This window comes from Pseudoalteromonas rhizosphaerae (assembly GCF_902498845.1).
Taxonomy (GTDB): Bacteria; Pseudomonadota; Gammaproteobacteria; order Enterobacterales; family Alteromonadaceae; genus Pseudoalteromonas; species Pseudoalteromonas rhizosphaerae.
This window is the reverse complement of record NZ_CABVLM010000022.1, coordinates 1-26,161: the sequence shown is the minus strand read 5'-3', so window position 1 is coordinate 26,161 and position 26,161 is coordinate 1. Positions and strand designations below refer to the sequence as shown.

The following is a 26,161-nucleotide window of genomic DNA, read 5'->3' as shown; positions in this document are numbered from 1 at the left end:
TGTGATCACTCGTTTAATTTGTTTGTTGGTTTAGGGCTTGTTGGCCAAGGGCCATGAGTACGTTTTTTGCGATGGTGGCGTACTGGCAGGGTTGGCCGATTTGGTGCGGATTAAATTCGATTATGCACATGGGTTTGTTTAGCTCTGCGGGGAGTTCTTTACCTGTTTTTGAGTCGATAAAGCGAATGCCACCACTGCGCCATTTTTGTTTTGGCTGGCCTTTTTTGGGGCCGCTTTTGTAGGTACCTAGCTGCTCGTAGTAGCCGACAATGTCTATTATTTTACTGGCGCTTGCTGCGGGCCACCATTCGGTGCGGTTGTCGCGCGGTACTAGCAATGTGGTTAATACGCCTTTGTGCTGTTGCTCTATGACTTTATCAACCCACGGTAGTATTTTGCTGTACGGTGGGTTTAACCAGGTGGCAGGGGTTGAATTTGGCGCGTCTAAAAATAGGCTGATATCGGCTGACCAGTCTTTTTTTAGGGCGTTGTTGCGGGGCGTGTAAAAGCGCTCGCACAGGGCTGATTTGTTGGTTGCTGCAGCGTCTAATACGTAATTGTATTTGCTGTTAAGCGCGGCAAATAACCATGGCGGTGTTTGGGTGGTGTCGCGGGTTGATTTGCGGCTTTTGCTTTGGTGATTGCTGGGTGATGCCATTATGCTGCCTCTTGCCTGCGTTGTGCGCGGACCTGTGTACGCACTAGGCGTACTGGGCGCATTGCTTTGGTGTCGGTTATGTGGCTTGCGCCTAATACAGCTAGGCATAGGCATAATGTACGCATACCTAATAGCCCCAACTCCCATGCGCGGTGCATTAGGTGGGCGAGTGTTTTAGCGCCTAGGCGGTTTTGCATGTCGCGCAGGGTGATATTTAATTCAACTTGGTTTAGGCCGTTGCTTGCGCCAATTTCGTAATGACTGCGCCCTTCTGCGAGCTGGTTTAGCACAGTTGTTTGTTGGTTATTAAGCATGGCTGATCCTTAGCTGGTGTATGTCGGCCACGATGTTTACTACGTCGTTTAGGCCGTTTTGTTGGTCTTGTGCGTCGTACTGAATGGCGCAGGCAATGAGGTATATTTTTTCTAATACTTGTGGGTCTGTTATATCGCCGTTGGTTAGCTCTATGATGGCTTGCGCATTGTTTTGTATTGAGCAGGTGCGCGCGGCTTGGCGGTTTAGTTTTTTTTCTGCACTGCGTTGGGCGACTTCAAAAGTTGACTTTGTCATGGTTATCCCTATTTGTGTTCAAATTTAAATAAATATCATTAATTATGATAGCGTTAGGCACAAAAAAGCCGTGTGGCTTAGTTGTAGCTTGAGCGCCAGTGGCCAATATATTTGCCGACTATGCTGAGCTTTTTTAGGGCGTTTTCGCTTAGCGGTAGGTCGTTGTAGTTTTGCTTGTCGTGTACAAATAGGGTGTATTCGCCACTGAGTTCTTTGCGTAGGCCACGCATTCTGATTACGTCACCTTCTGCGATGGCATAAATAGCCGGTGCATTTATTTGGCCTACTTTGTTGCTGACGATAACGGTGCTGCCCTGGTTAAATTCGCCGTGCATTGCATTGTCTGTTACAACCACTTCAACTAGGTCGTCCAACGTTAGCCGGTGCTTTTTTAGTAGCTCTGAGTTTAGGGCGATGACGCTGCCTTCGTTGATTGGGCGGTAGTTTAAGTCGCCCTCTGGTGAGCTTATAAAACCGTGCAAGTATTCGAGCGAGCATTTGTAAAGATTGGCGGCTATTTTTAATATGTCGTCGGGTACTTTATTTACTTCGTTTTCGTAATTAGATAGCCGCGTTTGACCTATTTTCATTAGTCTTGCGGCTTCTCGCTGACCTAGCCCTGCACGCATTCTGGCTTCTTTCATGCGCGCTGATCGCGATGTTAATGTGTTGCTGTTTGTTAGCTGTTCCATATAAAACCTGTGTTTTATCCTCACCTTTTAAAATGTTACCACAATTTGTGATAACTGCCACCGTAAAAAGTACAAAATATCAGCTTTTATGTTTTTAATTATCACTTTTTGTGTTATTTTTGTTGTATATCATAAAAGGTGTTCAGATGACGTTTAAACAATGGGTAGATCAGCACTTTGGTGCGAATGGTGGCCGAAAGGCTGCGCGCGCTATGGGGGTGGGATATAGCACGTTTAGAAGCTGGTATCAGTTTGAGCGTTTCCCCCGTGCGGCGCGGTGTCAGTCAATTATTTTACTCAGCAATGGGTTGATTGATTTGCACAAGTGGCAGCAAGAGCATGTAACTGAAAATCAAAAGAAAAACAAGAAGGTAAGCCCATGATTATTGTGTTGTTTGCGCGCACTAAAGAGGCGCTGAGAAGTATTTATGGCTACGCAATGGATGAGCATAAGGGGCTGCTTGATTACGTTAATTTAGCAACGATGGATAGTGCGTTAGCGCGTGAAAAATATTTACAGTCTGTTGGCGACCCTTACGGTGAGGGGCGTGTAACGTTTGTGTTTAATCCAACCAGCTGGCAAGAGCTAAAGCTGCTGCGTGAGCGTCAGGCGGTTATTTGCCATCAATACGGGGCGTTGATGCCTATCTATAGCGAAATAAGCATTGCTCGCGGGGATTTGATGTTTACTGACACGAGCAATACTCGTGGTATGCCTGGGCATGTTTTGACGCCTGACGAGGTGTTGAGCGAGTGCAAGATTAAGCACCGCAGAAATCGCACTAGCGTTAAAAAGGCGCGTTAATTATGGCGCTGGTACCCACAATTAAACGCGCGTATGCGCTTGACGCTCATTTTGAGAAGTGGGCGCGCTGGGTGCATACGGGGCAAATTACCCGGGCGTCGTCAATTATGCAAAAAATTATGGATGGCGGGAGTTTTTGCCGCAGCGGCGGGGGTAGTTCGCCCATTGTTGACTGTGTTGAATTAAGTATTGAATCGGCGCTGTTGCGCTTGCAAGTAACTAATGAGTTGGCAGTGGTTGTGTGCCGTGTTGAATATGGCGCTAAGCAGATTAAAAACCTGCCGCTGGATGCCAGTCAAGAAACCCGTGCTTTGCGTATGGGTATTAGTTTAAGAACGTATAACCGCAGGCTGAAAGAGGCCCGTGATCATGTTGAAAATTGGTTGGCTTTTAAGGGGGAGTTATGAGCGATTGCGAAATCCCAAGCGCATTTAGTGAAACAGTACGCAAAGCTAGAAAGCAGCACGCTTGCTGTGAGTGCTCGCAGAAGATAAGCGTAGGTGAAAACTACCAATATTGTAGCGGCGTTTGGGATGGCAAACCAGATAGTTATAAAACCTGCCTTTCCTGCTTGAAGATAAGAGAGAACTACGTAGCTGAAACAGGTGAATGCGTGGCGTTTGAAAGCCTGAGAGAGAGTATAAGCAATTCTTTTTATTTAAATTACGGAGTTAAAGAGTTTATTGCTGATTACCCAGATTATAACGAAGAGCTTAAAAAGCTGTTTAATGTAAAGGATGATTTATGAGCACGCCATTTTTAGAGCCAGTTACGAACGTTAAAACTGAGTATTCAGGCTGGCGCAGGCCAAGCAAGAAAGATAAACCAATTGATGCAAACCCTAAGCTGGTTAGGCGCCGCCGTGTGCAAGAGGATTTGCTCGCGCTGCGTGATATTGAGCAGCAATTTAAGCTTTAGTTATCCACAGAAAATGTGTGAAAGGTGTGTTTAAGTATGGCGACGTTAAAAGCAAATTTAACCGATAATTTAATAAAAAACTATGCGAGCGCTGACGTTATGCGCTTTCGTGATGGCCGTTATCCGTTAATTTTAAAAATGCATGCGTCACTCACTAAAGGCAGTTGGTATTTAGTCGATTTTAAACGGGATAAATGGCACAAGTTTGGTACGTGGCCTGTGTTTAGTTGTAAAAAAGCGCTTGGTTTAGTGCCTGATTTGATGGTGAAGCTTGAGCTTGATAAACCTATTATTACCGACCAGTTTGATACTCTTGGCCAGTTGCTAAATTGGTATTTAGACCGTGAAACCCGTAACGCTAAAATCAGTAAAAAACGCCGCGTTAATGTTGTTTCTTCACTTAGTAAACACTTGATCCCGCGCTTAGAAAGTCATGAATTATCAAGCTTTGATCAGGCTGTGTGTGAGCGTGATTTTGTGTGGCCAATGCAAGAAGAATATGCAACAGGTACGGTTAGAATGCACTTTCAGTTGTTAAAGCGCATTTTTGCACAGGCAGTTGATACCGGTGTTATTGAGCATAACCCACTTACGAACGTGACGTTTAAGACCTATATAAAAACTAAAATAGTCCCTAAGCCAAGTAAATTATCAGCTAAAGACGAGCCTAATTTAGCGTGTGCGTTGTTAAACCCACAAACCCATGAAACCATGCTGTGCTGGTTTATGTTGCTGCACGGTACGCGAATTGGTGAAACTCGCCAATTACGATGGGATTATATTGATGCAGCAAATAAGCTGATCACGTTACCTAAAGAAATTACCAAAACAAAACCCCTTGAAATTCCATTAAGTGACTGTGCTTTTGAGCAGATGATCACCTGGCATAAACAGCAAGCCAAATTAACGCGTAGTCAGTACGTTTTCCCTGCCAAAATCCGTGGCTGTATTAATGAAAATGAGGCTAATAAATACGTTCAATTGGTCAGTGGTGGCAAATACACAGCACATGATTTACGTAAGTTTTGCCGTGGCCGTTGGCTTGAGTTGGGGGTTGATTCGGTAATTGCTGAGCTGCTTTTAAACCACGCCTTAAGCGACTTACAACAGACCTACATACAAACCAATGCTAAGGCTAAAAAGCGCGAGGCTTTAACGCTGTGGGCAGCTCATTTACACGCGGTTAAAAGTGACTTTGAAACCGAGACCACGGCGAGACCATACGATTTTAACGCGCAACAACCCGCCTAGTTGTACAAAGGATTGCCGCGCTATTTTGATGTTTTACAAGAAGGAAGATGAAATATGAGATTAAAGCCGCTTACGGTAGCTATAAAACAAGTGCTTAAACGTCCTTTGTTTGACGAGGAAAAGGCCATTTATGAGCATAAACAATTGGACTTTCAAAAGCATGTTATTAGGTCGGCTAGGCAGTTTGGACGAACTGAACATATCTTAAAAGAGATTGAACGCCTGGAACAAAAACGCCGCATAATTTGCAGTACGTTGGCCGTGCCACGCTGGTTATTAGGGGAGTGGAACGCATGATTATTTTACAACTTACTACCCCCGAATTACTAGCTGTGCTATTCGCGCTTGCATTATTGGTTTTTGCGGGTGTAGTCGCGTCATACTGCTTGGGCGCAGGGTCGGTAAATATTGATTTAGAAGTGCTGCGCAGGACCAGCGGCGTGAACCTGTCAGTTGGGCGATATCACCCGCCATATAAATATCAACCGCATCAACGATGCTCGTCACCACCGCCACAGCCGCCACCAAGGAGACCTTGATCTATGAACACTAAAACCGCTGCAGAGAAAATGCTTGAAACAGGGTTGTTTTATACGCCCATTGAGCTTGGTCGTGAATTTGCTTGCTCAATAGTTCACGGTGAGCGCTGCATTAAAAATATGCTTGCTGACGCTGCTTATCAAATTGAGCAAACCGACGGGCCAGCACCCCGCTACAGAATGATTGCGATTAATGGCCGCAAAAAGCCAATTGCAACACTGCAAAATAATGCGCTGATGTTTAAGCGCCCTTCGTCATTGGTTGGGGGTTGATATGGCAACAGGATTAGTAAGTGCTGGTGATGTTTTTAATAACTGGACCGTGCTATGTAGTGCAGAACGTGACGCACAAAAGCGCGAGCAGTTTAAGTGCAAATGTGTATGTGGCACTACGCGCGTAGTTCGTAAATGTAATTTAGGCCATGTGCAAGGGTGTGGCTGTAACCGTAAAAGCTATGAAAGCACTGGTAAGTATTCTGGTACCAAAAAATCAATTAAGCGAAAACCAATGTCTATTAGAGCCAATGAAAAGCCCACGACATTGCCAAAACCACAAAAAGACCTGGCTAGTACAATTGATGTGCCAGCCCATCAACCACCACGCACTAACCGAGCTCGCTTGGAGTCGATTTTAGAAAAGCAAAGGTTAGCCCGTGAAATCGCAGACCCTTGGGGTTGATATGAGCAGTTCACCTAAGCGCCGCGCGCATACGTGGTATTTACTAAATAATAAAAACGAGGTCACTATGACAGATAATTTAAACGAAACCCTTAAATTACAAATGGCAAATGAGTCAAGATATTCAAATTCATGTGGCTCTCATGCTCTTTCGCAGCTTTGGAAGGATGCGCTAAATAGAATAGAAGAATTAGAGCACTTAGCTAAACCCCGAAGAATGCCGGTATTAATGAATGCTAATAATCCTGATGGTTGGGCGCTTGAAGCACTGTCACTACAATTAGCCAGTGAGGTGATCGCGAAGGATTTAAGAATACAGAATGACGCCCGCCCTCAAGTGATTGAAACGAGCTTAATCAATAAACAGATTGTTGATCACTTACATGCTGTACGTACTTTGCAAGAACGAACCCGCGCTTTATTTGCTGAGTTAGGAAAAGACCAAGGGCCATTGGGTAAACCGCGTGCGGGGGTGGGTTGTGAGTGATGAAATTAAAAACTTAAGTAATGCTAATGCATTCGGTTTAGTCATTATAGTTGTGGCATTTGCCGCTGCCATTGTGGGATTTGCTTACGGGCTTGAGTATGTTCTTTTTTTATCTGGGGTGATTGATGAATATTAAACTAGGCGAACGAGATTATTTAAGTATTGCTATTAATTATGCCAAAGAAAGAAAAAACCTTAGTCGTGCAATGCAAGCCCAAGCAAGTAGGTTTTTAGACGATTTAGAAAGTGTTGATAGTGTGGTTTTTGATTTCCGTTTAGATGAAGATCAAGCTATAAAGTGCTGTAAGTATATAGAGCAACATAAACACACAGTGGGGCGGTGGGCTGCAAATAAGGAATATATTGTACTAGAGCCTTGGCAGGTGTTCTTTTTTGTAAATGTGTTTGGTTGGGTCCATAAAGATGATCATACGTTAAGGTTTAAAAAAATAGCCCTTTCTGCAGGAAGGAAAAACGGGTTGACCATAATGTCGCATTTAATGGCTTCAACCGCCTTGCATTTTGGTTTGTATGAAAAAGTATTTAATACCAATAAAAACAAACGCGCCTTTGAATTTTCAAAAAAGAGCTTTGAACGAATTGCGCTTGATAGTTCAGTGAGAATACAGGCGTCGGTTAATTCTAAATTAAGGCCAGCTTCACTTGAGATTATAGACGAATCCAAAGGCGGCACTTTTGATAACACACCTAACCCGCAATGTATTTTTACTAATGACAGTGAGCAGGCTGAATTGTCAGTAGAAAAAGCAGACAGGATTGATAGGTTTCCAGATAATGAATTTGTTTGTCTTTATAATTGCGATGCTGCTGACAATCTTGATGATTCCAGTATTTGGGTGAGAGCAAACCCCAACATCAATGTAAGTGTTAATTTTGGATTCTTGGTTGAACAAAGCAAAAAAAAGGATAGATTTCGCAAGCATTTCATAATTAAACATTTAAATGTTAAAAACCACCCTGAAGTGAATGATATACAAAATCGCGCAGATGCTGCAGAACGCAAGCGTAAAAGTCGTGCTCGTTTAGCTAAGCTGGGAATTAAGCCGGTGCAGGTGAATCTTGCTGAGTCTGAAATTGAAACGCTCGATATGTTGTGCAGTGTAAGAGCTGGCGAGGGTAAACAACCATATTCTTATGATGAATATATATCGACGTTAATTCGCAGAGATAAAGAGCGTTTAGATAAACAGATTGAATCAGCACAATGCACTATGTGTAACCTGCCGTTACCCACTGGTTGTGGTGGCGTAAACAGCGGTACTAGCGTGTGTTATAAGTACAAATTAAACAATAGGCTTGCATTGTGACATGTCACACAGGTTCGATGTGGCATAGTAATGTAAGTTAAAACCCTTTTTTGTTGTGCGAAATATCACAATTAATGATATTTATTAAATTATTATCATTTTATGTGTTTACACGTTTGGCATAAAAGTGTATTGTTTTTGTCACGGTGGTAAAGCTGTATTTAAACCTCCTGCAAAAAAAACAGATTTCCCAAAAATTGTATGCACTTACTCAAGCCCAACCGTCACAGGTTGGGCTTTTTTCTTGCCTAAAATAAGCCCGCTATGATGAATTTAATTGATCAATTAAAACGCCACGCTGGTTTTTATGAGTGCATTTGGTACGCGCCGCGCGGTAGACAGCTGATTGGCTACGGCCATGATTTATCAACTAATCGATTGCCTGAACATTTACAGCGTGATTTTGATGTTGAACCAATCACAGAAGATGAAGCAGAGCATTTGCTTGCGGCTGATCTTATGACGTTGCGCGAGCAGCTAATACCACTCTTTGATTTAGATAAATTCAATTACGTGCGCCAGCAAGCTATTTTAAGTGTTGCTTATTGGATCACGTTCCCGTGCTTTTGTAGAGAGCACGCATTAATTAAAGCGCTGAGACAGCAAGAGTTTGAAGCTGCGGCGGTGATTGTTGGTACATACCCGCCAGAGTTTAGAGCTATAGAGCTGGCAGGCCAGTTATTAACAGGTGAATATCAATGACATTTATTACTACGTTTTTAAGCGGCGCTGGCTACAACTTGTTTTTAGCCATTATGGCGTATGTGCTATTGCGCGTTGCGCTAAAGTATTTTAATTCGCGAGCTGGCTATACGCTTGATCAGCTTGTTAAGGATTGTCGCCATGCTAAAGATTATCGGTCGTTATCTATTTTGTATGGCTTGCAGCTTATTGGTGCTTCCTTGTTATTCGGCCTCGTTATCTCTTAGTTGCAAATATGACGGGGATATAATTAGTGCCGTTAAACGATTTAGCCCTGGACGCGACCCCGATTTATTAAAGGCCCAGCTGTGGCAAGAGTCGCGGTTTAAAACTGATGCAGTTAGCCCCGTTGGTGCCAGCGGCATTGCGCAGTTTATGCCTGCGACATGGCAAGAACAAACGGGTAAGTTAGGTTTAGCCGGTTCGCCATTTGATGCTGAGTTATCTATTTTGGTTGCTGCACGTTACATGCAACAACAGTTTATGTTTTGGTCATCCCCTCGGCCAGAGTACGACCGCGAGAATTTAGCCCTTTGCAATTATAACGCTGGCGCGGGTAACTGCGTTAAGGCGCAAAAGCTTAGCGGCGGTGAGGTGCTTTATCCTCATATCATCCAGTATTTACCCCAAGTAACGGGCCATCACTCAAGAGAAACAATTGAGTATGTGCAGCATATTCGTAGGTATCAGTTACAAATTAAAGCGAGGCTCCCATGCTATTAAGTAAATCATCTATCACAGCAGCCATTGCAATAGCTGTAGCACTAGGCGGGTTTATTGCTGTTACTAAGTACGCTAAGGCTGTTGATGAAGCTGCGTTATTGACCGAAGCAAACGAGCGTTTGCAAGTTCAAGTGCTCGCGCTAGATAGCAAGTTGGCTGAGAGTGAATTAGATAAGCGCGCATTACTTGCTGACATTAAGCATCAAGAGCAAATGTTTAATGATTACCTAGCTAATATGGGCGATGCGAAAGAACAACAAGCCGTTGTGCTAACCAAGCTAAAAGAGGTCTTTATCAATGAACCAGTTAATGCGAATTGGGGTGATACTCAGCTGCCTGCTGATGTTAAACGGGTGCTACTTGACGCCACCCGAACCGAAGGTAATAACAATCACCAAGCCAGTGCCAATACTCCCACCGTTATACCTCCTTAATGACATCGCACTGAGTCACCCACCGATAAATACTAACCGCGAGCTGCTTAAATTCGCTGTTAAAGCCCACAACCAAAAAGTGCTTTGCAACTTAGACAAAGCAGCACTAAGAGCATGGCGAGCCAAGTATGAGTAATAGCGATAATAGCTCCAGCAACGCGGTTGCCTTTGAGAAAATAGCTTTAACTATTTTTACGGCCATTATTCTTACGGTGATGACTTGGGTTGGTTTAACAGTTAATCAAAACCAACTGCAGTACGCACGTATTGAGGAGCGGCTATCAAGTCAGTCTGTGATACTTAAGGATTTACAAAATAAATTTACTGACTCTACACAGTGGCGCTCAAGGATTGAAACCGAAATGGCGCTATTTAACCAAAGGTTAATGACAGTAGAGCAAAAAGAAAGCAAGTAATTAACATCCCCTTGGTGAGTCACTTTAGTTTATAACTGTGCGCCGCCGAGCGCACGATAGGCTTAGGCCATTCGCTATAAAGCACCAAGGGGATGACCACTATATATATAAATGATATTAAATTGATATTAATTATATATGTAAGGCTAACACATGGCACACGCTACACCCAAACGCTGCAGGCAAACAGGCTGTGGTAAGACTACAACAGAGCGGCACGGGTACTGCGATACACACGCAGACCAAGCGAGCTGGGGTAAGTTTCAACAGCAACAGCGCCGCAAAGGTCCGCGCGTTTACACTACAAAGAAGTGGCAAGAAACCCGTGAGCATGTGAGCGCTTTAGCTAAATGTTTATGCATTAACTGTTTAACTAAACCACAGCGAGTTGTTAAATCTGGTTCAGTGTGTGAGCACATAGTACCGGTTGCTAAAGGTGGCACGGAACAGTTAACAAACCTTTCATTCTTCTGTAATTCATGCGCAAAAACTAAAACTGGATGGGAAAGAAACCGAACCGTTGACGAAATACTCAAAAGGTACGGCCATACCGCAATAAATCTACATTTGTAGGGGTATGGGGGTCTTTTTTGTCTGTAGAAGCCCCATTCTATAGTACCGCCATCCAGTCAAATTTTTATGCGCAAATAATAAGAATTGAAATTTGATCAACTATTGATCCTTTCGTGATCATTTATTTTACTTTTGTTGCAGGTTCAAAATGGCGGGAAGTAGAGCACCTGGCGGTGGAAATATTAAGGGTGGTTTAACGGTTGGTGATACGTCAATAACTCGAAAACCAAATTGCCCAAAGCATTTACTTTCAGATGATCACGCTATTGATGCTTGGCACTCAAATTTAGAAATAATGATAGACAGAAAATCATTTGCTGCAGAAGATATCCCGCACTTAATTAATTACAGCAATTGCATTAGCACTATCATAAAGCTTCAAGGTCAGTTAACCGACATTAAAAATTTCACCGATGTATCAGCAACCGGAAGTTCAAAACTTCACCCGCATGTTACCGCATTAAATTTATGGATTAATCAATCCGTGAAACTAGCTAACCAGTTGGGTCTAACTCCAATGGCTCGTGCTCGCATGCTTAGCGGCGGGAAGGGTGATAAGGAGGACGACGAGGACGATTGGGACGAGTACAAATAAAATATGGCCACTTACCCCAACGTAAACGCGGCGAACAAATACGCCCGTGATGTTGTAGCGGGTAAAATTCCAAATTGCCGCCAAGTTATTTTAGCGTGTCAGCGTCATTTGGACGAACTGGCCAAAGAGAAAGACCCTAATTTTAAATTTAGGTTTGATAAAGCCAAAGCCGAAAGAGTTTGCTCGTTTATCCAAAGAATGCCGCACACCAAAGGCGAGTGGGCACGTAAAAAACAAAAAATAAAATTAGAGCCTTGGCAGTTATTCTTTTTTGCTGCGTCATTCGGTTGGTTAGTCAAAGCCACTAGTAAGCGGCGTTTTCGCGAGGTAATGCTTAAGGTCCCGCGCAAAAATGGTAAATCAATTATTGCCGCAGGCGTCGGTATTTTTGGCTTATGCGCGGATGAAGAATACGGCAGTGAAGTTTACTGTGGCGCGACCAATGAAAAGCAAGCGTGGGAAGTTTTTAAACCAGCCTTGCTCATGGCGCGAAAGCTGCCAAAGATGCGCAAAAAGTTTGGCTTGCAACTGCATGCTAAAAAATTAACGCGTAGTGACGGCTCAGTGTTTGAGCCGGTGATCGGCCAACCAGGCGATGGTAGTTCGCCGCACATTGCCATCGTTGACGAGTTCCACGAGCAACCAACTAACGAGCAATACGACACATTTGATACAGGCATGGGTTCGCGCGACCAACCCATGATCCTAACTATCACAACAGCGGGCACAAACCTAGATAGCCCCTGTTACGATTTAGAATTACGTTGCCGCGCCATGCTCGATGGCACAGAAGACGAACACTTGTTCGCTTTGCTGTACGGCATAGATGACGATGACGATTGGACGAAACCCGAAGCGCTGATCAAGGCCAACCCAAACTATGGCATAAGCGTAAAATCAGATTACTTACTTGCACAGCAACAAAAAGCAATAAACAGCCCGCGCTTTACCAACATATTTAAAACCAAGCATTTAAACCAATGGGCCAGTGCAAAAAGCGCATTCTTCAACATGGAAAAATGGAAAGAGTGCGAAGACAAAGACTTAACGATAGATTTTTTCAGAGGTGTTGATTGTATTCAAGCGCTGGATTTAGCGCGCAAGCTAGATATGAATGCCAAGGCTCGCGTATTTTGGAAAGAAATAGGCGGAAAAATCCACTGGTACTGTGTAGCCCCTAAGTTTTGGGTTCCGTATGAGCAGGTCTTTAATAACGAAAACAAGCAGCTTGGCGAACAATTTCAGCGCTACCTAACGCAAGGCTTACTTAGCGTTACGGATGGTGCCGAAATTGACTACCGAGACATCTTAGCTGACGTTGTTGAAAGTCACTTAGAAACGCCGAGCGTATCGATACCAATAGACCCCGCAGGCGCAACAAACTTAAGCCATAACTTGCTAGATGAAGGTTTAAACGTTGTGACTGTCACACAGAACCATCAAAACATGTCTGATCCAATGTTTGAATTGGAAGCCGCTATAAACTCAGGCCGCTTTCATCACGATGGCAACGCACTAATGACCTGGCAAATATCAAACGTCATTGGTAAATACTACCAAGGCAGTGACGACAGGGTTAGGCCAACAAAGCAAAAGAACATCAACAAAATAGATGGCGCGGTCGCACTTATCATGGCCATAGGCGAAGCCATGTTGCAAAAAAATCAAGGCCAAACCAAGGCGAAATCAATTTATGAAGGCGGTACTGTCGGATGCTAAATATAGATAGAAAAGTAAAAAGACGAATTAGTTTTATTGCAAAGCTAACCGCATTAATAGTGCATGTAATCATAAATTCATACAGTTTTGTTGTTGGGGTTTTTGGTATTGCATCGATCACTTATGGCGCTTTGTTAATTTACCAGCCAGCCGCTTATTTAGTTTGTGGTGGCTCTCTAATTTTTCACAGTTGGTACATGGCAAAATTTATAGCAACACAAAAAGGGGTTAAGTAATGTTTTTCCCTTCAATGTTTAGCTCAGGATCAATAAAAAGTGGTTTTGCAGATTCTTTCAACTGGGGAGGCCGAACAGCATCAAGCGGAACGGTCGTTGATGAAGAAACAGCCATGGGTAATAGTGCTTTAAATCGAGCCGTTACATTACTTGCAAGCAGCCTTGGCCAATTACCATGCGAATTATATAAACGAGACGGCGATAAAAGAGAAAAGGCAACAGAACACCCTCTTTACTCAGTACTAAAATACCAACCAAATAAAAAAGATACTGCATTCGAATACTTTGAATCTGGAATGGGCTTTTTAGGGCTTAAGGGTAATCACTACGCTCTAATTGATCGCGACGAGCAGATGAGAGTAAAAGAGCTTGTATGGGTACACCCCAGCCATGTAAATGTTTTAAAGGGTGGTGATGGTTTACCTTATTATCATTTAATACCTGAAAACAAAACGGTCGGCATGGACTTAATGCACCACGTTAAAGCTTTTAGCTTTAATGGCTACACAGGTGTATCGCCAGTACAGACAGCTACCGACGCGATTGGTTTAGCGCTTGCTACAGAGCAGCATGCGAGCGCGGTTTTTTCTCAGGGAACAACTTTAAGCGGAGTTATAGAAAGGCCCAAAGATTCACCATCAATAGAAACACAGAAAGATATAGACAATGTATTAGATTCATTCACTGCGCGGCATGTCGGCGGCGTACGTAAAGCATTTAAAGTCGCCATGCTGCAAGAAGGAATGACTTATAGACAGATGGCAATGACTAATAACGATGCTCAAATGATTGAAGCGCGTCGTATGGGAGTGCTTGATATTGCTCGCTTGTACGGAATACCTCCAAGCATGCTAGGAGAAAGTGCAGGAGAATCATATAAATCTGTTGAACAAACTACTCTAAATTTTTTAGTTTTTGGTTTAATGCCATGGTTAAAACGCTGGGAAAGCGCCATGCACCGTGACTTATTACTTCCCAAAGAACGATCAGAATACTTTATTGAGTTTAATTTTAGCTCTCTTGTTCGTGGTGATTTTAAAACGCGCTACGACTCATACGCAATTGGCCGCCAATGGGGCTGGCTATCTGTAAATGATATTCGGCGATTAGAAAATATGCCACCAGTAAAGGGAGGCGACGAATATTTAACCCCACTAAACATGATTGATTCGAAAGATCGTGAAAGCGCTAAACAAATGGTAACAGCCACCCCAGAACAACGTTTAGAAATAGAGAGCATATTATGTCGCAACTAAATTACCCACATATAGCCCAAATGGCATTCAACACACCATTATTAGCAAGTTCACAACTAGTTGAAATGGTCACTCAGTATTTGTACCCAAGAATAACGGGTAGAACAGGAGAACAATCAAATTTAACTGCTAAAGGTGTGGGTGAGGTCCAATTAGGAAATCCAGAGGTTGATGGATCAATGGCTATTATTTCAGTACACGGGATTTTAATACCAAGACGCGGAACCCTCACAAATGCATGTGAGGAAATAATGAGTTTTGAATTATTAAGAAATCAAATTGCTGCCTGCATGGCAAATGAACAAATAAAAGAGATTGTATTAGATATAAATAGCGGTGGCGGAACAGCACAAGCCGCATTTGAGTGTGCTGAATATATTTATCAAGCTCAAAAAACAAAGCCAATACGCGCTGTTATTAACTACAACGCTTATTCAGCGGCATATTTAATTGCCGCTGCTTGTACAGAAATTCAGTTAAGTTCTACTGCAGGCGTTGGTTCAATTGGCGTTTATCAAAAACGCTTAGATTTAACTGCTCATTATGAACAAGAAGGAATAAGTATTCATACATTCTTTAGAGGTTCTAAAAAAGTATTGTTTCATCCTGACATAAAAATGACAGAAGAAGAAATGCAACACACTGAAACTGAAATAGAAGAGACCTATCAGCAGTTTGTTAGCGCAGTTGCTAAGTATCGCGGTCTTACTAACGCGGAAGTAGAAGCGACAGAAGCGGATACATTTCAAGGTGCAAAAGCTATAAAACTAAAACTAGCTGACACACTCACTACTGATCCGCAGATGGCAATTAATAATATCGCCAAACGACTAATTCAAAAAACCCCAGAAAAAAAGATGAACTCAGTAGCGCTACAATCCGCCGCATTGAAACATCAATTTCAACACTAATCGCACTGCCTTTTTGGCAGAGTTTTAACCAAGGCCGCTAACGCGGTTTTTTTTATGCACTAAGAAAGGTAACACTATGATAATTCCAGAAATCAAGGCGGCGATGAATGCGCTTTTAGAGCAAATTAACGCAGTTGCAGATAAAGAAAAAGCGGGGGAAAAGCTAAGTGCTGATGATATCGCTAATTTTGAATCACTAACAACTGAACACTCTGAATTGCAAGCTAAATTGTCTCGTTTAGAAAAAGCGCAAAATTTAGCAGTACAAACTGCAACTAAGATCGATGACACAGGCTTAACAAATGCGCCTGCACTAAATTTAAGAAAGCCGCCTGAAGATTACCCTGGCTCTAAAATGGCGCGTATTGCTCTTGCATTAATGGCTGCAGATTGCAATGTAAGCGAAGCGTCTAAATTTGCTCAGAAAGAATTACTTGATAAAGATGTCGCTATGAGCTTATCAACTGCTTCTGATTCGGGTGGTTCATTAGTGCCAGAAGCGTATTCACGAGATTTTATAGAGTTATTACGCCCTCAGTTAGTTGTATCTCAAATGGGCGCCCGCGTTGTTATGCTGCCAAAAGGCAAGTTGACATTGTCGAGACAAAGCGGCGGCGCAACATCATCTTTCCGTGGTGAAGGTCAAAAGGTCAATGCAAGCAACGTTAAAACAGAGCCTGTAAAGTTAAATGCAAAATCTCAAATGACCATTGTTCCTATTACCAAGGAGTTTAAAGGTCGTGCAGATATAGACGCTGAAAAGTTCGTGCTAGATGACATGTTAGCCGCGCATGCTCAATGTCAAGACTTAGCGTTTTTACGCGGTGATGGCACTAACGATATGCCTAAGGGTCTACTAACAATTGCCACGGAAGCTGGCCGATTAGTGCCATATGTAGGTGACGTTGAATTGTCAATCATTGATGCATATTTAGATAGCTTAATTCTTGCTCATAAAAATAGTAATTCAAAAATGCTTAGCTGCGGTTGGATTGTATCACCCCGTACATGGATGAAGCTTTACGGCCTAAGAAATGCGCAAGGTATTAAAGTTTATCCAGAAATGGAAAGCGGAACCCTTAAACGTTATCCAATTCGAGATACAACAAATGTACCGTCAAACTTAGGTGTAGGCGGCGATTTATCTGAAATTTACTTCAACGCATTTAATGATGTGGTAATTGGTTACGACCCGATGTTCGACATTAACACAAGTGAAGATGCGACTTACTACGACTCTGATGGAAACATTCAAAGCGCATACGCAAACGGTGAAATCGTGATCCGATTAATGGGTGCCAGTGACATTATTACTCGTCACCCTGAAGGTGTTGTGCAAGGTACAGAAATTCCTTTCTAATATTCGTTCATAACAAGCAATTAATATATAGCTCCCTTATTGGGGGCTTGGAGTATAAACATGTCTAAGATAGATATTTTAGCCTTTTTGGCTGCAACTTTAACTGGCTCACTCAAAGAACACACCCTAACGATAGATATTACTGATGCTAAAGAAGAGATAGCTCCATTTGTAGTAGCTATTGATCATGGTAATTTTGGTGAAAAGCCGAATGTTGATGTATTAGAAATTGATGTTTTTGGTGCAGATGGTAAGCCATCAAAATTAAGGCCAACAGCCAGTCAGCGCGATCAAGCATGGGAGTTCTTTTTGCAAGCTAAAAAGAATAAAACCACCCCTAAAGATGCCGCAGCCCCCGAATATAAAGAAAATAAAAACGGCACTGTCCCTGTCGAATTTATTCATTCAATTAATGGATATAGTAAAGGTGAAAAAGCAGGTTTTTTACCTAAAGAAGTAACTCGCTTACTTAATCTAAAGCCTCCAGTTATAAAAGTACTTAATCAGTAACCCGAGTTCCTCAGCCCGTAAGCCGCTTTGTCCTGATCTGCAAAGCGGCTTTTTTATGCCTAAATTAGAGTAAATCACATGCTAACCACGCTAAATCAAGCCAAAGACCAACTAGGCATCGATATTGATGACGATTACCACGACGAACGATTGGGGCGCCTAATAATCCGCGCAGTTGGTTTAGTGTGCAGTGATATTGGCCGTGACATATACCAAACCGCCGCCGAAGTGCCAGAAGAAGCCGAAGCGCCGATCGTGCTTGATGGCCTGTCAGATATTAAAAAAGCACAGCTCGAAACCGCATGCCTGCTGCAAATTAGCAGCTTAGATAGCAACCGCGAAGTAGATACCGAAAAATCATTAACCACAAACCCCGCGTATACGAGCGCGATCAAGGGGTTTCGTCGCGTACTAATAGGCTAATTATGCAAAGACTAAGCTCCAGCCAAAAGCGCACTTGGGCCATGCTTTACACGGTGCAAATGGTTAAAACGCCCACGGGTAAAAAACCCCAAAAAGCACTAATTCGCCGTGTAAAAGGCAGCTATAAAAAGCAGCGCGGCGGCATTGTTAACCAACAAACGCTCGACGTAAGCACAGCACAAGTCAGTTTTGCCATTGACTACCGAAAAGCGTTTATGGCCGCATCGCAAATTGAAATAGCCGGTGCAAATTACGAAGTAAAAGACGCTACAAATGTAGAGCTTGAAAATCACACCATCATTTTTGATTTAGAGCTTGCACCGCTATGAAAATCACCGCCGAAGTACTTGGTTTAAAAGAGCTTGAAAAGCAGTTCGAAAAAGTAGCCGGTGCAACAAAAGGCAAAGTATTGCGCAGCGCATTACGTAAAGCCGCAAAGCCCGTGCATAACGATATGCAAAGCGGTTTTGATAGCTCGTTTAACTCACAAACGGGGCATCTTAGCGAGTCAATAAAAACAAAAACAGCACTCAATAAAAAAGGCAACCACAGCATTTATGATGCTGCCGCGTACGTAGGCGTATACCCCAATAAAAAAGCGCAAGCGGCCACAGGCAGCAATTTACCCGCCCCGCTGATTGCGTTCTGGCTAGAAACAGGCGTAAAGCCGCACTTACTCAACCCCAAAGGGCTTGGAAACTTAATGCATCCGGGCTTTGCAGGTGTGCCGTTTATACGCCCTGCGCTTATTAACAATGAGGCAAAAGTAATCAGCACCACCAAGGAAGAATTAGCCAAAGGCATTGAGCGCGCAATAAAAAGGCAGCAAAAATGATAGATACAGCGATCACAGAGATACTTTATCAGCTAACAGACAACGTTTACGAGCGCGAAGTACTCAGCACCGATGACTTACCCGCTTTATGCTATCGCGGCTTATCCGACATTCCAAACGACACCCTCGATATGACAGGCTACCGCGAAGCGCACTATCAAATTAGTGCGGTGTCGGGCAGCTCAGTTGAGGCAAGCGTTCTTGCAAAACAATTGCGTAACCACTTAAGGGTCTTAGCTGGCCCATTTGGCGGCGTCAATATAGCTCAAATAACAGAAAAGCAAACCATTCCCGATTTTAGCGGCGATCCTGACGTACACCGCAAAATAATCGATTTTATTTTTTACTACGGAGAATAATCATGACCGAACCAGTCAAATTTCCAGAAGGCTCGCAGCTGTCAATAGTCCCTGTTGGCGAAGGGGCAGAACCTATTGTTGTCAAAGGGTTTGACAGTGCAGGCGGCACAATCGGCACCGAAGGACAGTTAAACACCGACACAGTTCTATCTGATGAACAAGTGCAGTACGGCAAGTCTGAACTAAAAGACAGCGGCGAGCGCGAAGTTACAGGCCGTTGGTATGCAACCGATCCAGGTCAGATTGAAATGAAAGCAGCCTCCGACGATGGTATAGAGCGTGAGTTTAAGATACGCATCGGTAAAGCAGGGCAAGTGTGGACATTTAGAGCGGTTTTAGGCTCATTTGTAATGGCAGAGCTTGAAGCAGGTAAGGGTTTACGCTTTAAAGCTAAAATGGGTATTAACAGCGACGAGGGCATTGCGTAATGGCTACAAAAATAAACAAGGCAAATTTCTTTGCAAAAATGGGTGTTTTGCATCGCGAAAAAGTCAGCATAGAAGGTTTTGGCGATGTGTGGATCAAAGCACTCAACATCAAACAGCAAGAAGAATTTGAAAACCTCGCGTTTAAAGATAGCTCGTCGTTAAACGATGAAATTTCACTTAAATCACTCATGGTAATTAAAACAGCCGAAGATGAAGCAGGCAATAAGTTGTTTGATATGGACGATTTAGAGCAGTTAAGCACCATGGCCGCCGCTCCTATCAACAAAATGTTTTCGGTAGCATCACGTATCAACAATGTTACTCAGTCTGACATAGACGAACTAACAAAAAACTAAAAGATGACGGTTGGCGGTGCTTCCTAATTTCGTACGCAACGGAAATAGGCCGCACCCCGTCTGAATTAATGCGCCAAATCACCAATTATGAGCTTGCTGAAGTCTACGCATTTAAAAAGCTACAGCTAGACAAATCCAACCCCAAAAAACAACCCGTCGAACTCGAACCAGACGATCTAAACGAATGGTTAAAAGCATTTGGAGCTAAACCCGCATGAGTACATTAGCCAGTTTAAATATACAAATCAGCGGTAACAGTGCATCACTTCGCAAAGAGCTCACAAAAGCGGGCAATAGCGTAAAAGGCTTTGCAAAAAACGCCCGCAGTAACCTTAATAAATATGGCAAAGCGGCGGTAGTGGGTGGCGCGTTAGTGGTGGGCTCAATGCTCGCCATTTATAAACAGCAAGCCGCCGTGATCGACCAAACCGCAAAATATGCAGACAGTATAGGCATACAAACAGGAGCGCTCACAGAGCTAAGGCATGCGGCAGGGTTATCGGGCGTTGCCACTAAAGAGCTTGATAAAAGCCTAGAAAACATGACTAGGCGCAGTGCAGATGCGGCTTTTAAAGGCACAGGGCCGCTAAAAGATACGCTCGACAGCTTAAAAATCTCTGCCACTGAGTTTAACAAACTGCAACCTGATCAACAGCTAAATACAGTTGCTGATGCATTGATGGCCATCGAAAGCCAGTCAGAGCGAACCCGAATTGCTTACGAGCTGTTTGGTCGCTCAGGCATTGGCATGCTCAAGATGATGGAAGGCGGCAGCGCTGGCCTTGCATCGATGCGCGAAGAAGCACGAGCGCTGGGTATAAGCCTTGATCGCGTTGATGCAAACAAAGTCGAAATGGCGAACGATGCCGTTGCTAGAGCCGAAACAGTCTGGGGCAGCTTTAGCCAGAACCTAGCAACCGAGGCCGCACCGGTGATCGGCTCACTAGCCGAATTGTTTTTAGAAAACGCTAAACAAGCGGGCGGCATGGGGCAATATGCCGCCGAGGCCGTCGGCGTAATGGTCAAAGGTGCAGGTTTTGTTGGTGACGCCTGGCGCGGCATTGAAGTTGTAATTCAAGCACTAAAAATCAGTTTTAACGGCTTGCGTATACTCGTCATGGAAGGGTTGCAACTGTACGTTAATATGCTAACCGGCGTTGGCAACGTTATTATAAAAAACATCGTAGCACCCATGCAATCTGCGCTTGATGCCGCAGGTTTTTTTAGCGAAGACGCCGCAAAAATAGCAAACCAATTAAAAGAGCTTACAAGCTTTACAGCCCCCCAATTATTTGACGAAAAAGAAACCGCCGCCGCTTACGCTGCAGCAAAAGAATCAACCGCCGCGTTGCATGCATTAATGATGGAGCCTATCCCATCGCAAAACCTAGAACAATGGTATGCAGACGCTAAAGCCCGCTTTGAAGGGCTCGCGCAAACGTATGTAAGCACCCTAAATTACAACACGCCAACGCAAGATGAAGACGGCGCAGCAAACACCCTAGAAAAAAATCCTTACGCCAGCAAAATAGCCCAAGCGCAGGAGTATTTTGCAGTTAAAAAACTAATGCGCGACAACGACTGGATCGAAGAACGCGCACAATTAGAAGTGCAATTGCAAGAGTTTACCGCAGCGCTTGAAGCTAAAAAGCTCACCGAAGATGAGCACCGCTTACTGTCATTACAAGCAAACGAAGAATTTAACATAGCGCAGCTTGAGCAAAACAAAACCTTTATGGATCAGCTGCGTGAGCAAGCCGCGCAAACATCGCAAGACTTTGATGCAATGTGGGGCAATACATTTGATCGCTTCACTCAAGGTGTTGGCGAGTCAGTCGCAAATGCAGTAATGACCCAGCAAAGTTTTAGTGACTCAATGAAAAGCGTTATGCAAGGCGTTGTTAAATCAACCATCGCCGCACTGGCCGAAATGGGCGCAAAGCGCTTAGCGCTATGGGCCATTGAAAAGCTACTAAACAAAACTACTGCAACGGCCGCAGGAACCACTATGTCAGCTAATGCAAGCGCAATGGCATTAACAGCGGGCTTAAATGCGTTTGCATCAACGGCAGCAATTCCAATTGTTGGTCCTGCGTTAGCACCAGGCGCATTAACCGCCGCCATGGCTGTAACAACGCCTATGGCAACCGCTATCACTGGCATAGCGGGCGGCATGGCGGGCATGGCTCACAGCGGTATCGACACGGTACCAACCGAGGGCACTTGGCTACTTGATAAGGGTGAACGTGTTTACACCAACGAAAGTGTTGCAAAGTTAGACGCCATGTACGACATGATCGCCAATCAAAAAGGCCAGCAAGGCGCAACCATCGCCCCGCAATTTAATATATCAGCAATGGACACTCACGGATTTAATGACTGGTACGAATCCAATAAAAACCGCATTGCGCGTGACATGCAAGAGCTAATAGATCAACCAATTTAAGGCATAATAATGGCCACGTTCCCCCCTGAATTTGTGCTACCGCAAAAAGTGCGGTTACGCAGCCTAGACGAAACACAAATTGCCTCATCCCAAGGCGGTGTAACGCATAAAAACCGCATCGGTTTTATGCACCGCTGGGGCATTGACATGACTACCCCAAAATTAAACTACGCCAAAGTTATGCACCTTTACTCTTTTGTTTGTTCAATGGGCGGGCGCTTTGGTACCTGTTTGCTTCAAAACCCGCACCCAGCAATAGGCAAAGGCATTGCTAACGCATTGGTAAGAACGAGTGCAGAACAGGGGGCTAAATCAGTGCCCTTATACGCAATGAATAACTCAGTAGTTGGCGCATTAATGCCTGGCGATTGGGTGCAATTTGCTAATCATACTAAAGCGTACATGGTTACAGCTGTTTTAAACACCAATGGCCTTGGCCAAGGTACTGTTGAGTTTACCCCAAATTTACGCAAAGCACTGCCTGCAGGTACCAGCGTAAAAGCCGGTGCTGAGGTTAATTTTACGGTAGAGCTAAAAAGTGATGATCAAGACATATTGCTAAGAGCTGATCAGGGCAAAGAGGTTGCTGTACAAATTGATTTTGTGGAGTATTTAAATGATTAACTTAAACCCGCAATTAAAAGCACTACTACAGCAGCCCCACGAAACCGCCTTGTTACTCACTATCCATTTTACTACGCCGCTACACCTAACAAATTGCGGTGCTAGCCTAACCTATGGCGGCGCTGAATATGTAAGCGGTTTTTGGTCGGGCAACGGCGTAAGCATAGAGCAACAGGGAAGCCCCAAAATTGGCGAAGTGCCAATAACACTAACCGCAACAGATAGCGCCATAACGGCGCTTTTTTTTACCGAAAATTGGCTAAATATCCCCGTCACAATAAAAAAAGCATGGTTCAACAACCAAGGCAAAGTGGCAGGCGCAGCCACGCTATTTAAAGGCAATTTAGTTGATAAAGGCGGCGAAGAAAGCACCAACGCGGCAAAGCTAACGCTTAAAGCCGCGTCTGTTTGGGCTGATTTTGAAGCCGCCAGAGGACGTAAAACCAACCTAAAATCACAGCAAATTTATTACCCAACAGATATGGGGCTGGAATTTTCCGGCACTGTTATTACAGATATACCGTGGGGCAGAGAGGGCAGCACCCCTGCTATTACATCATCAGGTAGAAGTCGGTCCCAACTTGTTCAACAGGAATAACAATGTTTTTATTAAAACAACTCAAGCGCGTATTAAGCTGGTTAACACCAGAAGTTGATAGCACCAGCCAAGGCACACAGGCTACTAAGCCAAGTTCAGACGATCATATTAAAATCGTTTACGGCACGCGAAAAGTTAGCGGCACTGTTGTTTTTATGAACGTCAGCAACCCAGACGATGGCGACGACGTCGAAAACGACCTGCTACACCTGATCATCGTGTGGTGTGAGGGCGGCATTGATGGCGTTGAGGATATTTTATTAAACGATATATCAATCACAGATTCAAAATTTGCAGGCAAAAAATACCGCGCCGCTTACGCATACCATTTTAAAAATGGCATGGGTAACTACAGTGACCCAGAGCTTAAAGCGGCGGGGTGGGATGCCGCCAGCAAAGCTCACAGGCTTGACGGTTTGGCATGTTCTTACGTGCGCCTTGAATGGAGCATTGCAGAAGACGCTCCATTCACCGGTGTCCCTGACATTACTGCAATTATTCGTGGCAAAAAAGTAAAAAACTTGCATACAAACGCGGTTGAGTACTCAGAAAACCCAGCATATATACTGCACGATTACTTAACGCACCCAATTTATGGCAAGCCGCTTTCAGCTAGTGATTACAGCCTACAGCATTTCAAAGACGCCGCATTAATTGCTAATACATTAGTGCCAGCGTACCAAGGGGCCACCACTACTCAGCCATTATTTACCTGCAATGTTATCGTTGATACCGGTGACAGCATACTGACGAACGTTGAGCTATTAGCAAAATCAATGCGTGGTTTATTGCCGATCATCAATGGCGAATTATCACTGATCATTGAGCAAGACGACCCAGTCACGCCCGAAGTGCTAAACGAAACACACTTTAAATCATCGTTAAAATACACCGAGGGCGGCAAAAGTAAACGCTATAACCGCGTAATTGTTGAGTACATTGACAAAGCGCTTAATTACAGCGCACAGGACGCATATTGGCCAGAAAAAGGCAGTGATCTAGAGCAGCAATGGTTAGCACAAGACAACAACGTATTACTAGAATACCGTTTTAAAGTATCAAGCTGCACCAATTATTACGAAGCCCGCCAAATGGCGCGCGTAATTGCTATGCTAAGCCGCGAGGCACTTAATTTTAATGTTACCGCCGCCCCTATTGCCATGCAGTTTACTGTGGGCGATGTAGTGCCGATCAGCCATAAAAAACTAGGTTGGATCAATAAGCCATTTCGTTTATTAAAATCAGAAATGCAAGACAACGGCGACTACAAACTAAACTTTAGGGAGCACCAGCCGTATATTTATAACTGGTTAAGCGGCGTAGTTCGCCCGCCGATCCCAGATACCAGCTTGCCACCGCCGCGCAATGTATTGTTACCCACAGAGCTTGCAGCCATCGCAATTGATGACGGCCATATTAAAATTAGTTGGGTATCCCCTTACAATTATTTTGATATCCGCATTTATAAAAACGATATATTTTTAACCCGGGCAGTCACTGCCGCGCCTGAGTACATCGTAGATAAACTTGATGCTGGATCGTATGAAATAGACGTACGGGCGCGCTCGAATTTAGGGTACCACAGTGAATATGCCACCCTTGCGTTTGACATAAGCACCCCCGCAAGCCCTACAGTATTAATTGACTCGGCCACCTATAACACCATTGCAATGTCAGCAACCGTGCTTGGCGCATCGCTTGGTACCACATTTGAGTGGCAGTTTTTAGGCACTGAAAACCAGCCCGTTAATGAGCCAAACACTCACACAGGTTACAGCTACACATACACAGGGTTACAGCCAAATACTCAGTACACATTTAGAGTACGCACAAAAAACACCGCAGGATTGAGCCCTTGGGTAGACGTGCTTGCAACAACCACGCAGTCAGATTTACTCGAATTTATCGACAGCATACCGCTTACTAAACTAAGCGCTGAGGCCCAAAATTTAATTGCAGACATAAACGCGCAAGTAGACCGCTTGCGCCCTGAAACTGAGAATAACCTACCAAGTTTAATTGCTAAAAATATTGACGCGCTCACGGGACTTGCTGAAAAAGTCCAAGTGCTCGACGCAGAAAACCCAAACAGCATCCCATTTCAAATTGATCAGCTCGTTAATATTGTTGATGTGATCAACGCAGAGAACCCAAACAATCTGCAGCAGCAATTAGCCGAATCAAACAGTAAAATAAACGATTTAGCGCGCGTAACCGAGGTTTTAGACGAAACCAAGCAAAACAGCCTACCCGCGCTGATTAAAATCAATAATATCGCGATTGAGCAACAGCGTTTAGCTCAGCAAAATATGGGGTTAAGTTTGTTAAACGTAACCAGCGCGTATACAAACTGGCGTAACGAATACGAGCGCCGCGCGTTTAATAACGAACGCTTAATTGATGCCGCTGTGTATGTTGACCAAGCCACGGGCACGATTGTAAACCGCGCTTTTGCGTATGCTGATGAAAGCTTTAATAGCGCCACGCTAATGATTGAGGGCGTTAATAGTAAAATTACGCTGGCGTCACAGCAAATTGCGCAATCTCAAAACCGCATAAGCCAAGCCGAGGCGCAGCTTATTGTACAAGCCGCGCAAATCAATCAAAAAGCCACGTTTAGTGAAGTTGAAAGTCAGATAGCCGGTGCATTAGCTGCACTGCAACCCGCATACAGTTGGCAGTTTAATACAAGTAGCGAAGGGTTTGATCCAGATAGCCATAATGCCCTTG

Annotated in this window: 38 protein-coding genes; 33 read left to right on the top strand and 5 right to left on the bottom strand. The window is 44.0% G+C overall.

All coding sequences use genetic code 11. The features are described 5' to 3' along the window. Nucleotides 1-13 precede the first annotated feature (13 nt). The 4 genes from PSR9079_RS22175 to PSR9079_RS22160 form a co-directional block, all read right to left on the bottom strand. Entirely contained in the window at nt 14-658 is a 645-nt protein-coding gene (locus PSR9079_RS22175; protein WP_149983303.1) for a DNA N-6-adenine-methyltransferase, read from the bottom strand. After that, nucleotides 658-972 (bottom strand): hypothetical protein, encoded by a 315-nt coding sequence (locus PSR9079_RS22170; protein ID WP_149983302.1) that lies wholly within the window; start codon nt 970-972, stop codon nt 658-660. The genes PSR9079_RS22175 and PSR9079_RS22170 overlap by 1 nt, the downstream gene beginning before the upstream one ends. Continuing rightward, nucleotides 965-1,228 (bottom strand): hypothetical protein, encoded by a 264-nt coding sequence (locus PSR9079_RS22165; protein WP_149983301.1) that lies wholly within the window; start codon nt 1,226-1,228, stop codon nt 965-967. The genes PSR9079_RS22170 and PSR9079_RS22165 overlap by 8 nt, the downstream gene beginning before the upstream one ends. 77 nt (nt 1,229-1,305) lie before the next feature. Next, nucleotides 1,306-1,920, bottom strand: coding sequence for a helix-turn-helix domain-containing protein (locus PSR9079_RS22160; RefSeq protein ID WP_149983300.1), 615 nt, complete (start codon nt 1,918-1,920; stop codon nt 1,306-1,308). A 146-nt stretch (nt 1,921-2,066) separates the two neighbouring features. Between PSR9079_RS22160 and PSR9079_RS22155 the strand changes: the two genes are divergently transcribed. From PSR9079_RS22155 to PSR9079_RS22135, 6 genes are read left to right on the top strand one after another with little or no spacing between them, the layout of a single operon-like run. Further along, a complete protein-coding gene (locus PSR9079_RS22155; protein ID WP_149983299.1) occupies nt 2,067-2,303 on the top strand; it encodes a hypothetical protein in 237 nt (78 codons plus the stop codon). Beyond that, nucleotides 2,300-2,725, top strand: a complete 426-nt coding sequence (locus PSR9079_RS22150) for a hypothetical protein (RefSeq protein ID WP_149983298.1) — start codon at nt 2,300-2,302, stop codon at nt 2,723-2,725. The genes PSR9079_RS22155 and PSR9079_RS22150 overlap by 4 nt, the downstream gene beginning before the upstream one ends. A 2-nt stretch (nt 2,726-2,727) precedes the next feature. Further along, nucleotides 2,728-3,132 (top strand): hypothetical protein, encoded by a 405-nt coding sequence (locus PSR9079_RS22145; RefSeq protein WP_149983297.1) that lies wholly within the window; start codon nt 2,728-2,730, stop codon nt 3,130-3,132. Further along, nucleotides 3,129-3,473 (top strand): hypothetical protein, encoded by a 345-nt coding sequence (locus PSR9079_RS22140; RefSeq protein WP_149983296.1) that lies wholly within the window; start codon nt 3,129-3,131, stop codon nt 3,471-3,473. Before PSR9079_RS22145 ends, PSR9079_RS22140 begins: the two co-directional genes overlap by 4 nt. Beyond that, on the top strand, nt 3,470-3,643 hold the full coding sequence (locus PSR9079_RS23740) for a hypothetical protein (RefSeq protein WP_179959242.1): 174 nt from the start codon (nt 3,470-3,472) through the stop codon (nt 3,641-3,643). The genes PSR9079_RS22140 and PSR9079_RS23740 overlap by 4 nt, the downstream gene beginning before the upstream one ends. 36 nt (nt 3,644-3,679) lie before the next feature. Next, nucleotides 3,680-4,894, top strand: coding sequence for a tyrosine-type recombinase/integrase (locus tag PSR9079_RS22135; RefSeq protein ID WP_149983295.1), 1,215 nt, complete (start codon nt 3,680-3,682; stop codon nt 4,892-4,894). A 312-nt stretch (nt 4,895-5,206) separates the two neighbouring features. Here the strand turns inward: PSR9079_RS22135 and PSR9079_RS22130 are convergent, their stop codons facing one another. Beyond that, entirely contained in the window at nt 5,207-5,410 is a 204-nt protein-coding gene (locus tag PSR9079_RS22130) for a hypothetical protein (RefSeq protein ID WP_149983294.1), read from the bottom strand. Between the two features lie 26 nt (nt 5,411-5,436). Between PSR9079_RS22130 and PSR9079_RS22125 the strand changes: the two genes are divergently transcribed. The 27 genes from PSR9079_RS22125 to PSR9079_RS22005 form a co-directional block, all read left to right on the top strand. After that, nucleotides 5,437-5,706, top strand: a complete 270-nt coding sequence (locus PSR9079_RS22125; protein WP_149983293.1) for a hypothetical protein — start codon at nt 5,437-5,439, stop codon at nt 5,704-5,706. Nucleotide 5,707: 1 nt separating this feature from the next. Further along, the gene (locus PSR9079_RS22120) at nt 5,708-6,112 is read left to right on the top strand and encodes a hypothetical protein (protein WP_149983292.1); all 405 of its coding nucleotides are present in this window, start codon (nt 5,708-5,710) and stop codon (nt 6,110-6,112) included. After that, nucleotides 6,087-6,599: a hypothetical protein gene (locus PSR9079_RS22115; protein WP_149983291.1), complete on the top strand. Its 513-nt coding sequence runs from the start codon at nt 6,087-6,089 to the stop codon at nt 6,597-6,599. The genes PSR9079_RS22120 and PSR9079_RS22115 overlap by 26 nt, the downstream gene beginning before the upstream one ends. Further along, the gene (locus tag PSR9079_RS23735; protein ID WP_179959241.1) at nt 6,592-6,735 is read left to right on the top strand and encodes a hypothetical protein; all 144 of its coding nucleotides are present in this window, start codon (nt 6,592-6,594) and stop codon (nt 6,733-6,735) included. The genes PSR9079_RS22115 and PSR9079_RS23735 overlap by 8 nt, the downstream gene beginning before the upstream one ends. Next, the gene (locus PSR9079_RS23820) at nt 6,725-7,927 is read left to right on the top strand and encodes a hypothetical protein (RefSeq protein ID WP_218939800.1); all 1,203 of its coding nucleotides are present in this window, start codon (nt 6,725-6,727) and stop codon (nt 7,925-7,927) included. The genes PSR9079_RS23735 and PSR9079_RS23820 overlap by 11 nt, the downstream gene beginning before the upstream one ends. A 264-nt stretch (nt 7,928-8,191) precedes the next feature. Beyond that, the gene (locus tag PSR9079_RS22105; protein WP_149983290.1) at nt 8,192-8,629 is read left to right on the top strand and encodes a glycoside hydrolase family protein; all 438 of its coding nucleotides are present in this window, start codon (nt 8,192-8,194) and stop codon (nt 8,627-8,629) included. A 141-nt stretch (nt 8,630-8,770) separates the two neighbouring features. Then, complete coding sequence (locus PSR9079_RS22100) at nt 8,771-9,352, top strand: transglycosylase SLT domain-containing protein (protein ID WP_218939799.1); 582 nt, start codon at nt 8,771-8,773, stop codon at nt 9,350-9,352. Further along, nucleotides 9,343-9,786 (top strand): hypothetical protein, encoded by a 444-nt coding sequence (locus tag PSR9079_RS22095; RefSeq protein WP_149983289.1) that lies wholly within the window; start codon nt 9,343-9,345, stop codon nt 9,784-9,786. Before PSR9079_RS22100 ends, PSR9079_RS22095 begins: the two co-directional genes overlap by 10 nt. Then, complete coding sequence (lysC, locus tag PSR9079_RS24300; RefSeq protein ID WP_425468869.1) at nt 9,695-9,922, top strand: Rz1-like lysis system protein LysC; 228 nt, start codon at nt 9,695-9,697, stop codon at nt 9,920-9,922. The genes PSR9079_RS22095 and lysC overlap by 92 nt, the downstream gene beginning before the upstream one ends. Further along, complete coding sequence (locus PSR9079_RS22090; protein WP_149983288.1) at nt 9,915-10,202, top strand: hypothetical protein; 288 nt, start codon at nt 9,915-9,917, stop codon at nt 10,200-10,202. The genes lysC and PSR9079_RS22090 overlap by 8 nt, the downstream gene beginning before the upstream one ends. Before the next feature lie 153 nt (nt 10,203-10,355). Next, a complete protein-coding gene (locus tag PSR9079_RS24295; RefSeq protein WP_149983287.1) occupies nt 10,356-10,775 on the top strand; it encodes an HNH endonuclease in 420 nt (139 codons plus the stop codon). 148 nt (nt 10,776-10,923) lie between these two features. Continuing rightward, nucleotides 10,924-11,370, top strand: a complete 447-nt coding sequence (locus PSR9079_RS22080; RefSeq protein ID WP_149983286.1) for a P27 family phage terminase small subunit — start codon at nt 10,924-10,926, stop codon at nt 11,368-11,370. Between the two features lie 3 nt (nt 11,371-11,373). After that, nucleotides 11,374-13,089: a terminase large subunit gene (locus tag PSR9079_RS22075; RefSeq protein WP_149983285.1), complete on the top strand. Its 1,716-nt coding sequence runs from the start codon at nt 11,374-11,376 to the stop codon at nt 13,087-13,089. 235 nt (nt 13,090-13,324) lie between these two features. After that, a complete protein-coding gene (locus PSR9079_RS22070) occupies nt 13,325-14,581 on the top strand; it encodes a phage portal protein (RefSeq protein ID WP_149983284.1) in 1,257 nt (418 codons plus the stop codon). Beyond that, entirely contained in the window at nt 14,569-15,492 is a 924-nt protein-coding gene (locus tag PSR9079_RS22065; protein WP_149983283.1) for a S49 family peptidase, read from the top strand. The genes PSR9079_RS22070 and PSR9079_RS22065 overlap by 13 nt, the downstream gene beginning before the upstream one ends. Before the next feature lie 76 nt (nt 15,493-15,568). Further along, on the top strand, nt 15,569-16,852 hold the full coding sequence (locus PSR9079_RS22060; RefSeq protein ID WP_149983282.1) for a phage major capsid protein: 1,284 nt from the start codon (nt 15,569-15,571) through the stop codon (nt 16,850-16,852). Between the two features lie 60 nt (nt 16,853-16,912). Beyond that, a complete protein-coding gene (locus PSR9079_RS22055) occupies nt 16,913-17,362 on the top strand; it encodes a hypothetical protein (protein ID WP_149983281.1) in 450 nt (149 codons plus the stop codon). Nucleotides 17,363-17,440: 78 nt separating this feature from the next. Beyond that, nucleotides 17,441-17,785, top strand: a complete 345-nt coding sequence (locus PSR9079_RS22050; protein ID WP_149983280.1) for a head-tail connector protein — start codon at nt 17,441-17,443, stop codon at nt 17,783-17,785. A gap of 2 nt (nt 17,786-17,787) precedes the next feature. Beyond that, entirely contained in the window at nt 17,788-18,114 is a 327-nt protein-coding gene (locus tag PSR9079_RS22045) for a hypothetical protein (protein ID WP_149983279.1), read from the top strand. Further along, nucleotides 18,111-18,620 (top strand): HK97 gp10 family phage protein, encoded by a 510-nt coding sequence (locus PSR9079_RS22040; protein WP_149983278.1) that lies wholly within the window; start codon nt 18,111-18,113, stop codon nt 18,618-18,620. The genes PSR9079_RS22045 and PSR9079_RS22040 overlap by 4 nt, the downstream gene beginning before the upstream one ends. Continuing rightward, a complete protein-coding gene (locus PSR9079_RS22035) occupies nt 18,617-18,979 on the top strand; it encodes a DUF3168 domain-containing protein (RefSeq protein ID WP_149983277.1) in 363 nt (120 codons plus the stop codon). Before PSR9079_RS22040 ends, PSR9079_RS22035 begins: the two co-directional genes overlap by 4 nt. 2 nt (nt 18,980-18,981) lie before the next feature. Next, nucleotides 18,982-19,407: a hypothetical protein gene (locus PSR9079_RS22030; RefSeq protein WP_149983276.1), complete on the top strand. Its 426-nt coding sequence runs from the start codon at nt 18,982-18,984 to the stop codon at nt 19,405-19,407. Continuing rightward, nucleotides 19,407-19,763 carry a hypothetical protein gene (locus tag PSR9079_RS22025; protein ID WP_149983275.1) on the top strand — a complete coding sequence of 119 codons (357 nt, stop codon included), beginning with the start codon at nt 19,407-19,409 and terminating at the stop codon, nt 19,761-19,763. Before PSR9079_RS22030 ends, PSR9079_RS22025 begins: the two co-directional genes overlap by 1 nt. 214 nt (nt 19,764-19,977) lie before the next feature. Beyond that, nucleotides 19,978-22,209, top strand: coding sequence for a hypothetical protein (locus tag PSR9079_RS22020; protein WP_149983274.1), 2,232 nt, complete (start codon nt 19,978-19,980; stop codon nt 22,207-22,209). A gap of 9 nt (nt 22,210-22,218) precedes the next feature. After that, nucleotides 22,219-22,833: a hypothetical protein gene (locus tag PSR9079_RS22015; RefSeq protein WP_149983273.1), complete on the top strand. Its 615-nt coding sequence runs from the start codon at nt 22,219-22,221 to the stop codon at nt 22,831-22,833. Then, nucleotides 22,826-23,431 carry a hypothetical protein gene (locus PSR9079_RS22010; protein ID WP_149983272.1) on the top strand — a complete coding sequence of 202 codons (606 nt, stop codon included), beginning with the start codon at nt 22,826-22,828 and terminating at the stop codon, nt 23,429-23,431. The genes PSR9079_RS22015 and PSR9079_RS22010 overlap by 8 nt, the downstream gene beginning before the upstream one ends. Before the next feature lie 2 nt (nt 23,432-23,433). Further along, nucleotides 23,434-26,161: fibronectin type III domain-containing protein (locus PSR9079_RS22005; protein ID WP_149983271.1), on the top strand; the 2,728-nt coding region annotated here is incomplete at its 3' end.

Bases quoted from the DNA above. Each gene is read 5' to 3' on its own strand.
- PSR9079_RS22020 (WP_149983274.1), top strand. From the start codon at position 19,978: ATGAGTACATTAGCCAGTTTAAATATACAAATCAGCGGTAACAGTGCA.
- PSR9079_RS22135 (WP_149983295.1), top strand. From the start codon at position 3,680: ATGGCGACGTTAAAAGCAAATTTAACCGATAATTTAATAAAAAACTAT.
- PSR9079_RS22120 (WP_149983292.1), top strand. From the start codon at position 5,708: ATGGCAACAGGATTAGTAAGTGCTGGTGATGTTTTTAATAACTGGACC.
- PSR9079_RS22015 (WP_149983273.1), top strand. From the start codon at position 22,219: ATGGCCACGTTCCCCCCTGAATTTGTGCTACCGCAAAAAGTGCGGTTA.
- PSR9079_RS22105 (WP_149983290.1), top strand. From the start codon at position 8,192: ATGATGAATTTAATTGATCAATTAAAACGCCACGCTGGTTTTTATGAG.
- PSR9079_RS22095 (WP_149983289.1), top strand. From the start codon at position 9,343: ATGCTATTAAGTAAATCATCTATCACAGCAGCCATTGCAATAGCTGTA.
- PSR9079_RS22090 (WP_149983288.1), top strand. From the start codon at position 9,915: ATGAGTAATAGCGATAATAGCTCCAGCAACGCGGTTGCCTTTGAGAAA.
- PSR9079_RS22145 (WP_149983297.1), top strand. From the start codon at position 2,728: ATGGCGCTGGTACCCACAATTAAACGCGCGTATGCGCTTGACGCTCAT.
- PSR9079_RS22070 (WP_149983284.1), top strand. From the start codon at position 13,325: ATGTTTTTCCCTTCAATGTTTAGCTCAGGATCAATAAAAAGTGGTTTT.
- PSR9079_RS22100 (WP_218939799.1), top strand. From the start codon at position 8,771: ATGCTAAAGATTATCGGTCGTTATCTATTTTGTATGGCTTGCAGCTTA.
- lysC (WP_425468869.1), top strand. From the start codon at position 9,695: ATGTTAAACGGGTGCTACTTGACGCCACCCGAACCGAAGGTAATAACA.
- PSR9079_RS22050 (WP_149983280.1), top strand. From the start codon at position 17,441: ATGCTAACCACGCTAAATCAAGCCAAAGACCAACTAGGCATCGATATT.
- PSR9079_RS22175 (WP_149983303.1), bottom strand. From the start codon at position 658: ATGGCATCACCCAGCAATCACCAAAGCAAAAGCCGCAAATCAACCCGC.
- PSR9079_RS22140 (WP_149983296.1), top strand. From the start codon at position 3,129: ATGAGCGATTGCGAAATCCCAAGCGCATTTAGTGAAACAGTACGCAAA.
- PSR9079_RS22155 (WP_149983299.1), top strand. From the start codon at position 2,067: ATGACGTTTAAACAATGGGTAGATCAGCACTTTGGTGCGAATGGTGGC.
- PSR9079_RS22025 (WP_149983275.1), top strand. From the start codon at position 19,407: ATGGCTACAAAAATAAACAAGGCAAATTTCTTTGCAAAAATGGGTGTT.
- PSR9079_RS22055 (WP_149983281.1), top strand. From the start codon at position 16,913: ATGTCTAAGATAGATATTTTAGCCTTTTTGGCTGCAACTTTAACTGGC.
- PSR9079_RS22075 (WP_149983285.1), top strand. From the start codon at position 11,374: ATGGCCACTTACCCCAACGTAAACGCGGCGAACAAATACGCCCGTGAT.
- PSR9079_RS22160 (WP_149983300.1), bottom strand. From the start codon at position 1,920: ATGGAACAGCTAACAAACAGCAACACATTAACATCGCGATCAGCGCGC.
- PSR9079_RS22045 (WP_149983279.1), top strand. From the start codon at position 17,788: ATGCAAAGACTAAGCTCCAGCCAAAAGCGCACTTGGGCCATGCTTTAC.
- PSR9079_RS22065 (WP_149983283.1), top strand. From the start codon at position 14,569: ATGTCGCAACTAAATTACCCACATATAGCCCAAATGGCATTCAACACA.
- PSR9079_RS23820 (WP_218939800.1), top strand. From the start codon at position 6,725: ATGAATATTAAACTAGGCGAACGAGATTATTTAAGTATTGCTATTAAT.
- PSR9079_RS22030 (WP_149983276.1), top strand. From the start codon at position 18,982: ATGACCGAACCAGTCAAATTTCCAGAAGGCTCGCAGCTGTCAATAGTC.
- PSR9079_RS22080 (WP_149983286.1), top strand. From the start codon at position 10,924: ATGGCGGGAAGTAGAGCACCTGGCGGTGGAAATATTAAGGGTGGTTTA.
- PSR9079_RS22170 (WP_149983302.1), bottom strand. From the start codon at position 972: ATGCTTAATAACCAACAAACAACTGTGCTAAACCAGCTCGCAGAAGGG.
- PSR9079_RS23740 (WP_179959242.1), top strand. From the start codon at position 3,470: ATGAGCACGCCATTTTTAGAGCCAGTTACGAACGTTAAAACTGAGTAT.
- PSR9079_RS22040 (WP_149983278.1), top strand. From the start codon at position 18,111: ATGAAAATCACCGCCGAAGTACTTGGTTTAAAAGAGCTTGAAAAGCAG.
- PSR9079_RS22035 (WP_149983277.1), top strand. From the start codon at position 18,617: ATGATAGATACAGCGATCACAGAGATACTTTATCAGCTAACAGACAAC.
- PSR9079_RS22150 (WP_149983298.1), top strand. From the start codon at position 2,300: ATGATTATTGTGTTGTTTGCGCGCACTAAAGAGGCGCTGAGAAGTATT.
- PSR9079_RS24295 (WP_149983287.1), top strand. From the start codon at position 10,356: ATGGCACACGCTACACCCAAACGCTGCAGGCAAACAGGCTGTGGTAAG.
- PSR9079_RS22165 (WP_149983301.1), bottom strand. From the start codon at position 1,228: ATGACAAAGTCAACTTTTGAAGTCGCCCAACGCAGTGCAGAAAAAAAA.
- PSR9079_RS22125 (WP_149983293.1), top strand. From the start codon at position 5,437: ATGAACACTAAAACCGCTGCAGAGAAAATGCTTGAAACAGGGTTGTTT.
- PSR9079_RS22060 (WP_149983282.1), top strand. From the start codon at position 15,569: ATGATAATTCCAGAAATCAAGGCGGCGATGAATGCGCTTTTAGAGCAA.
- PSR9079_RS22010 (WP_149983272.1), top strand. From the start codon at position 22,826: ATGATTAACTTAAACCCGCAATTAAAAGCACTACTACAGCAGCCCCAC.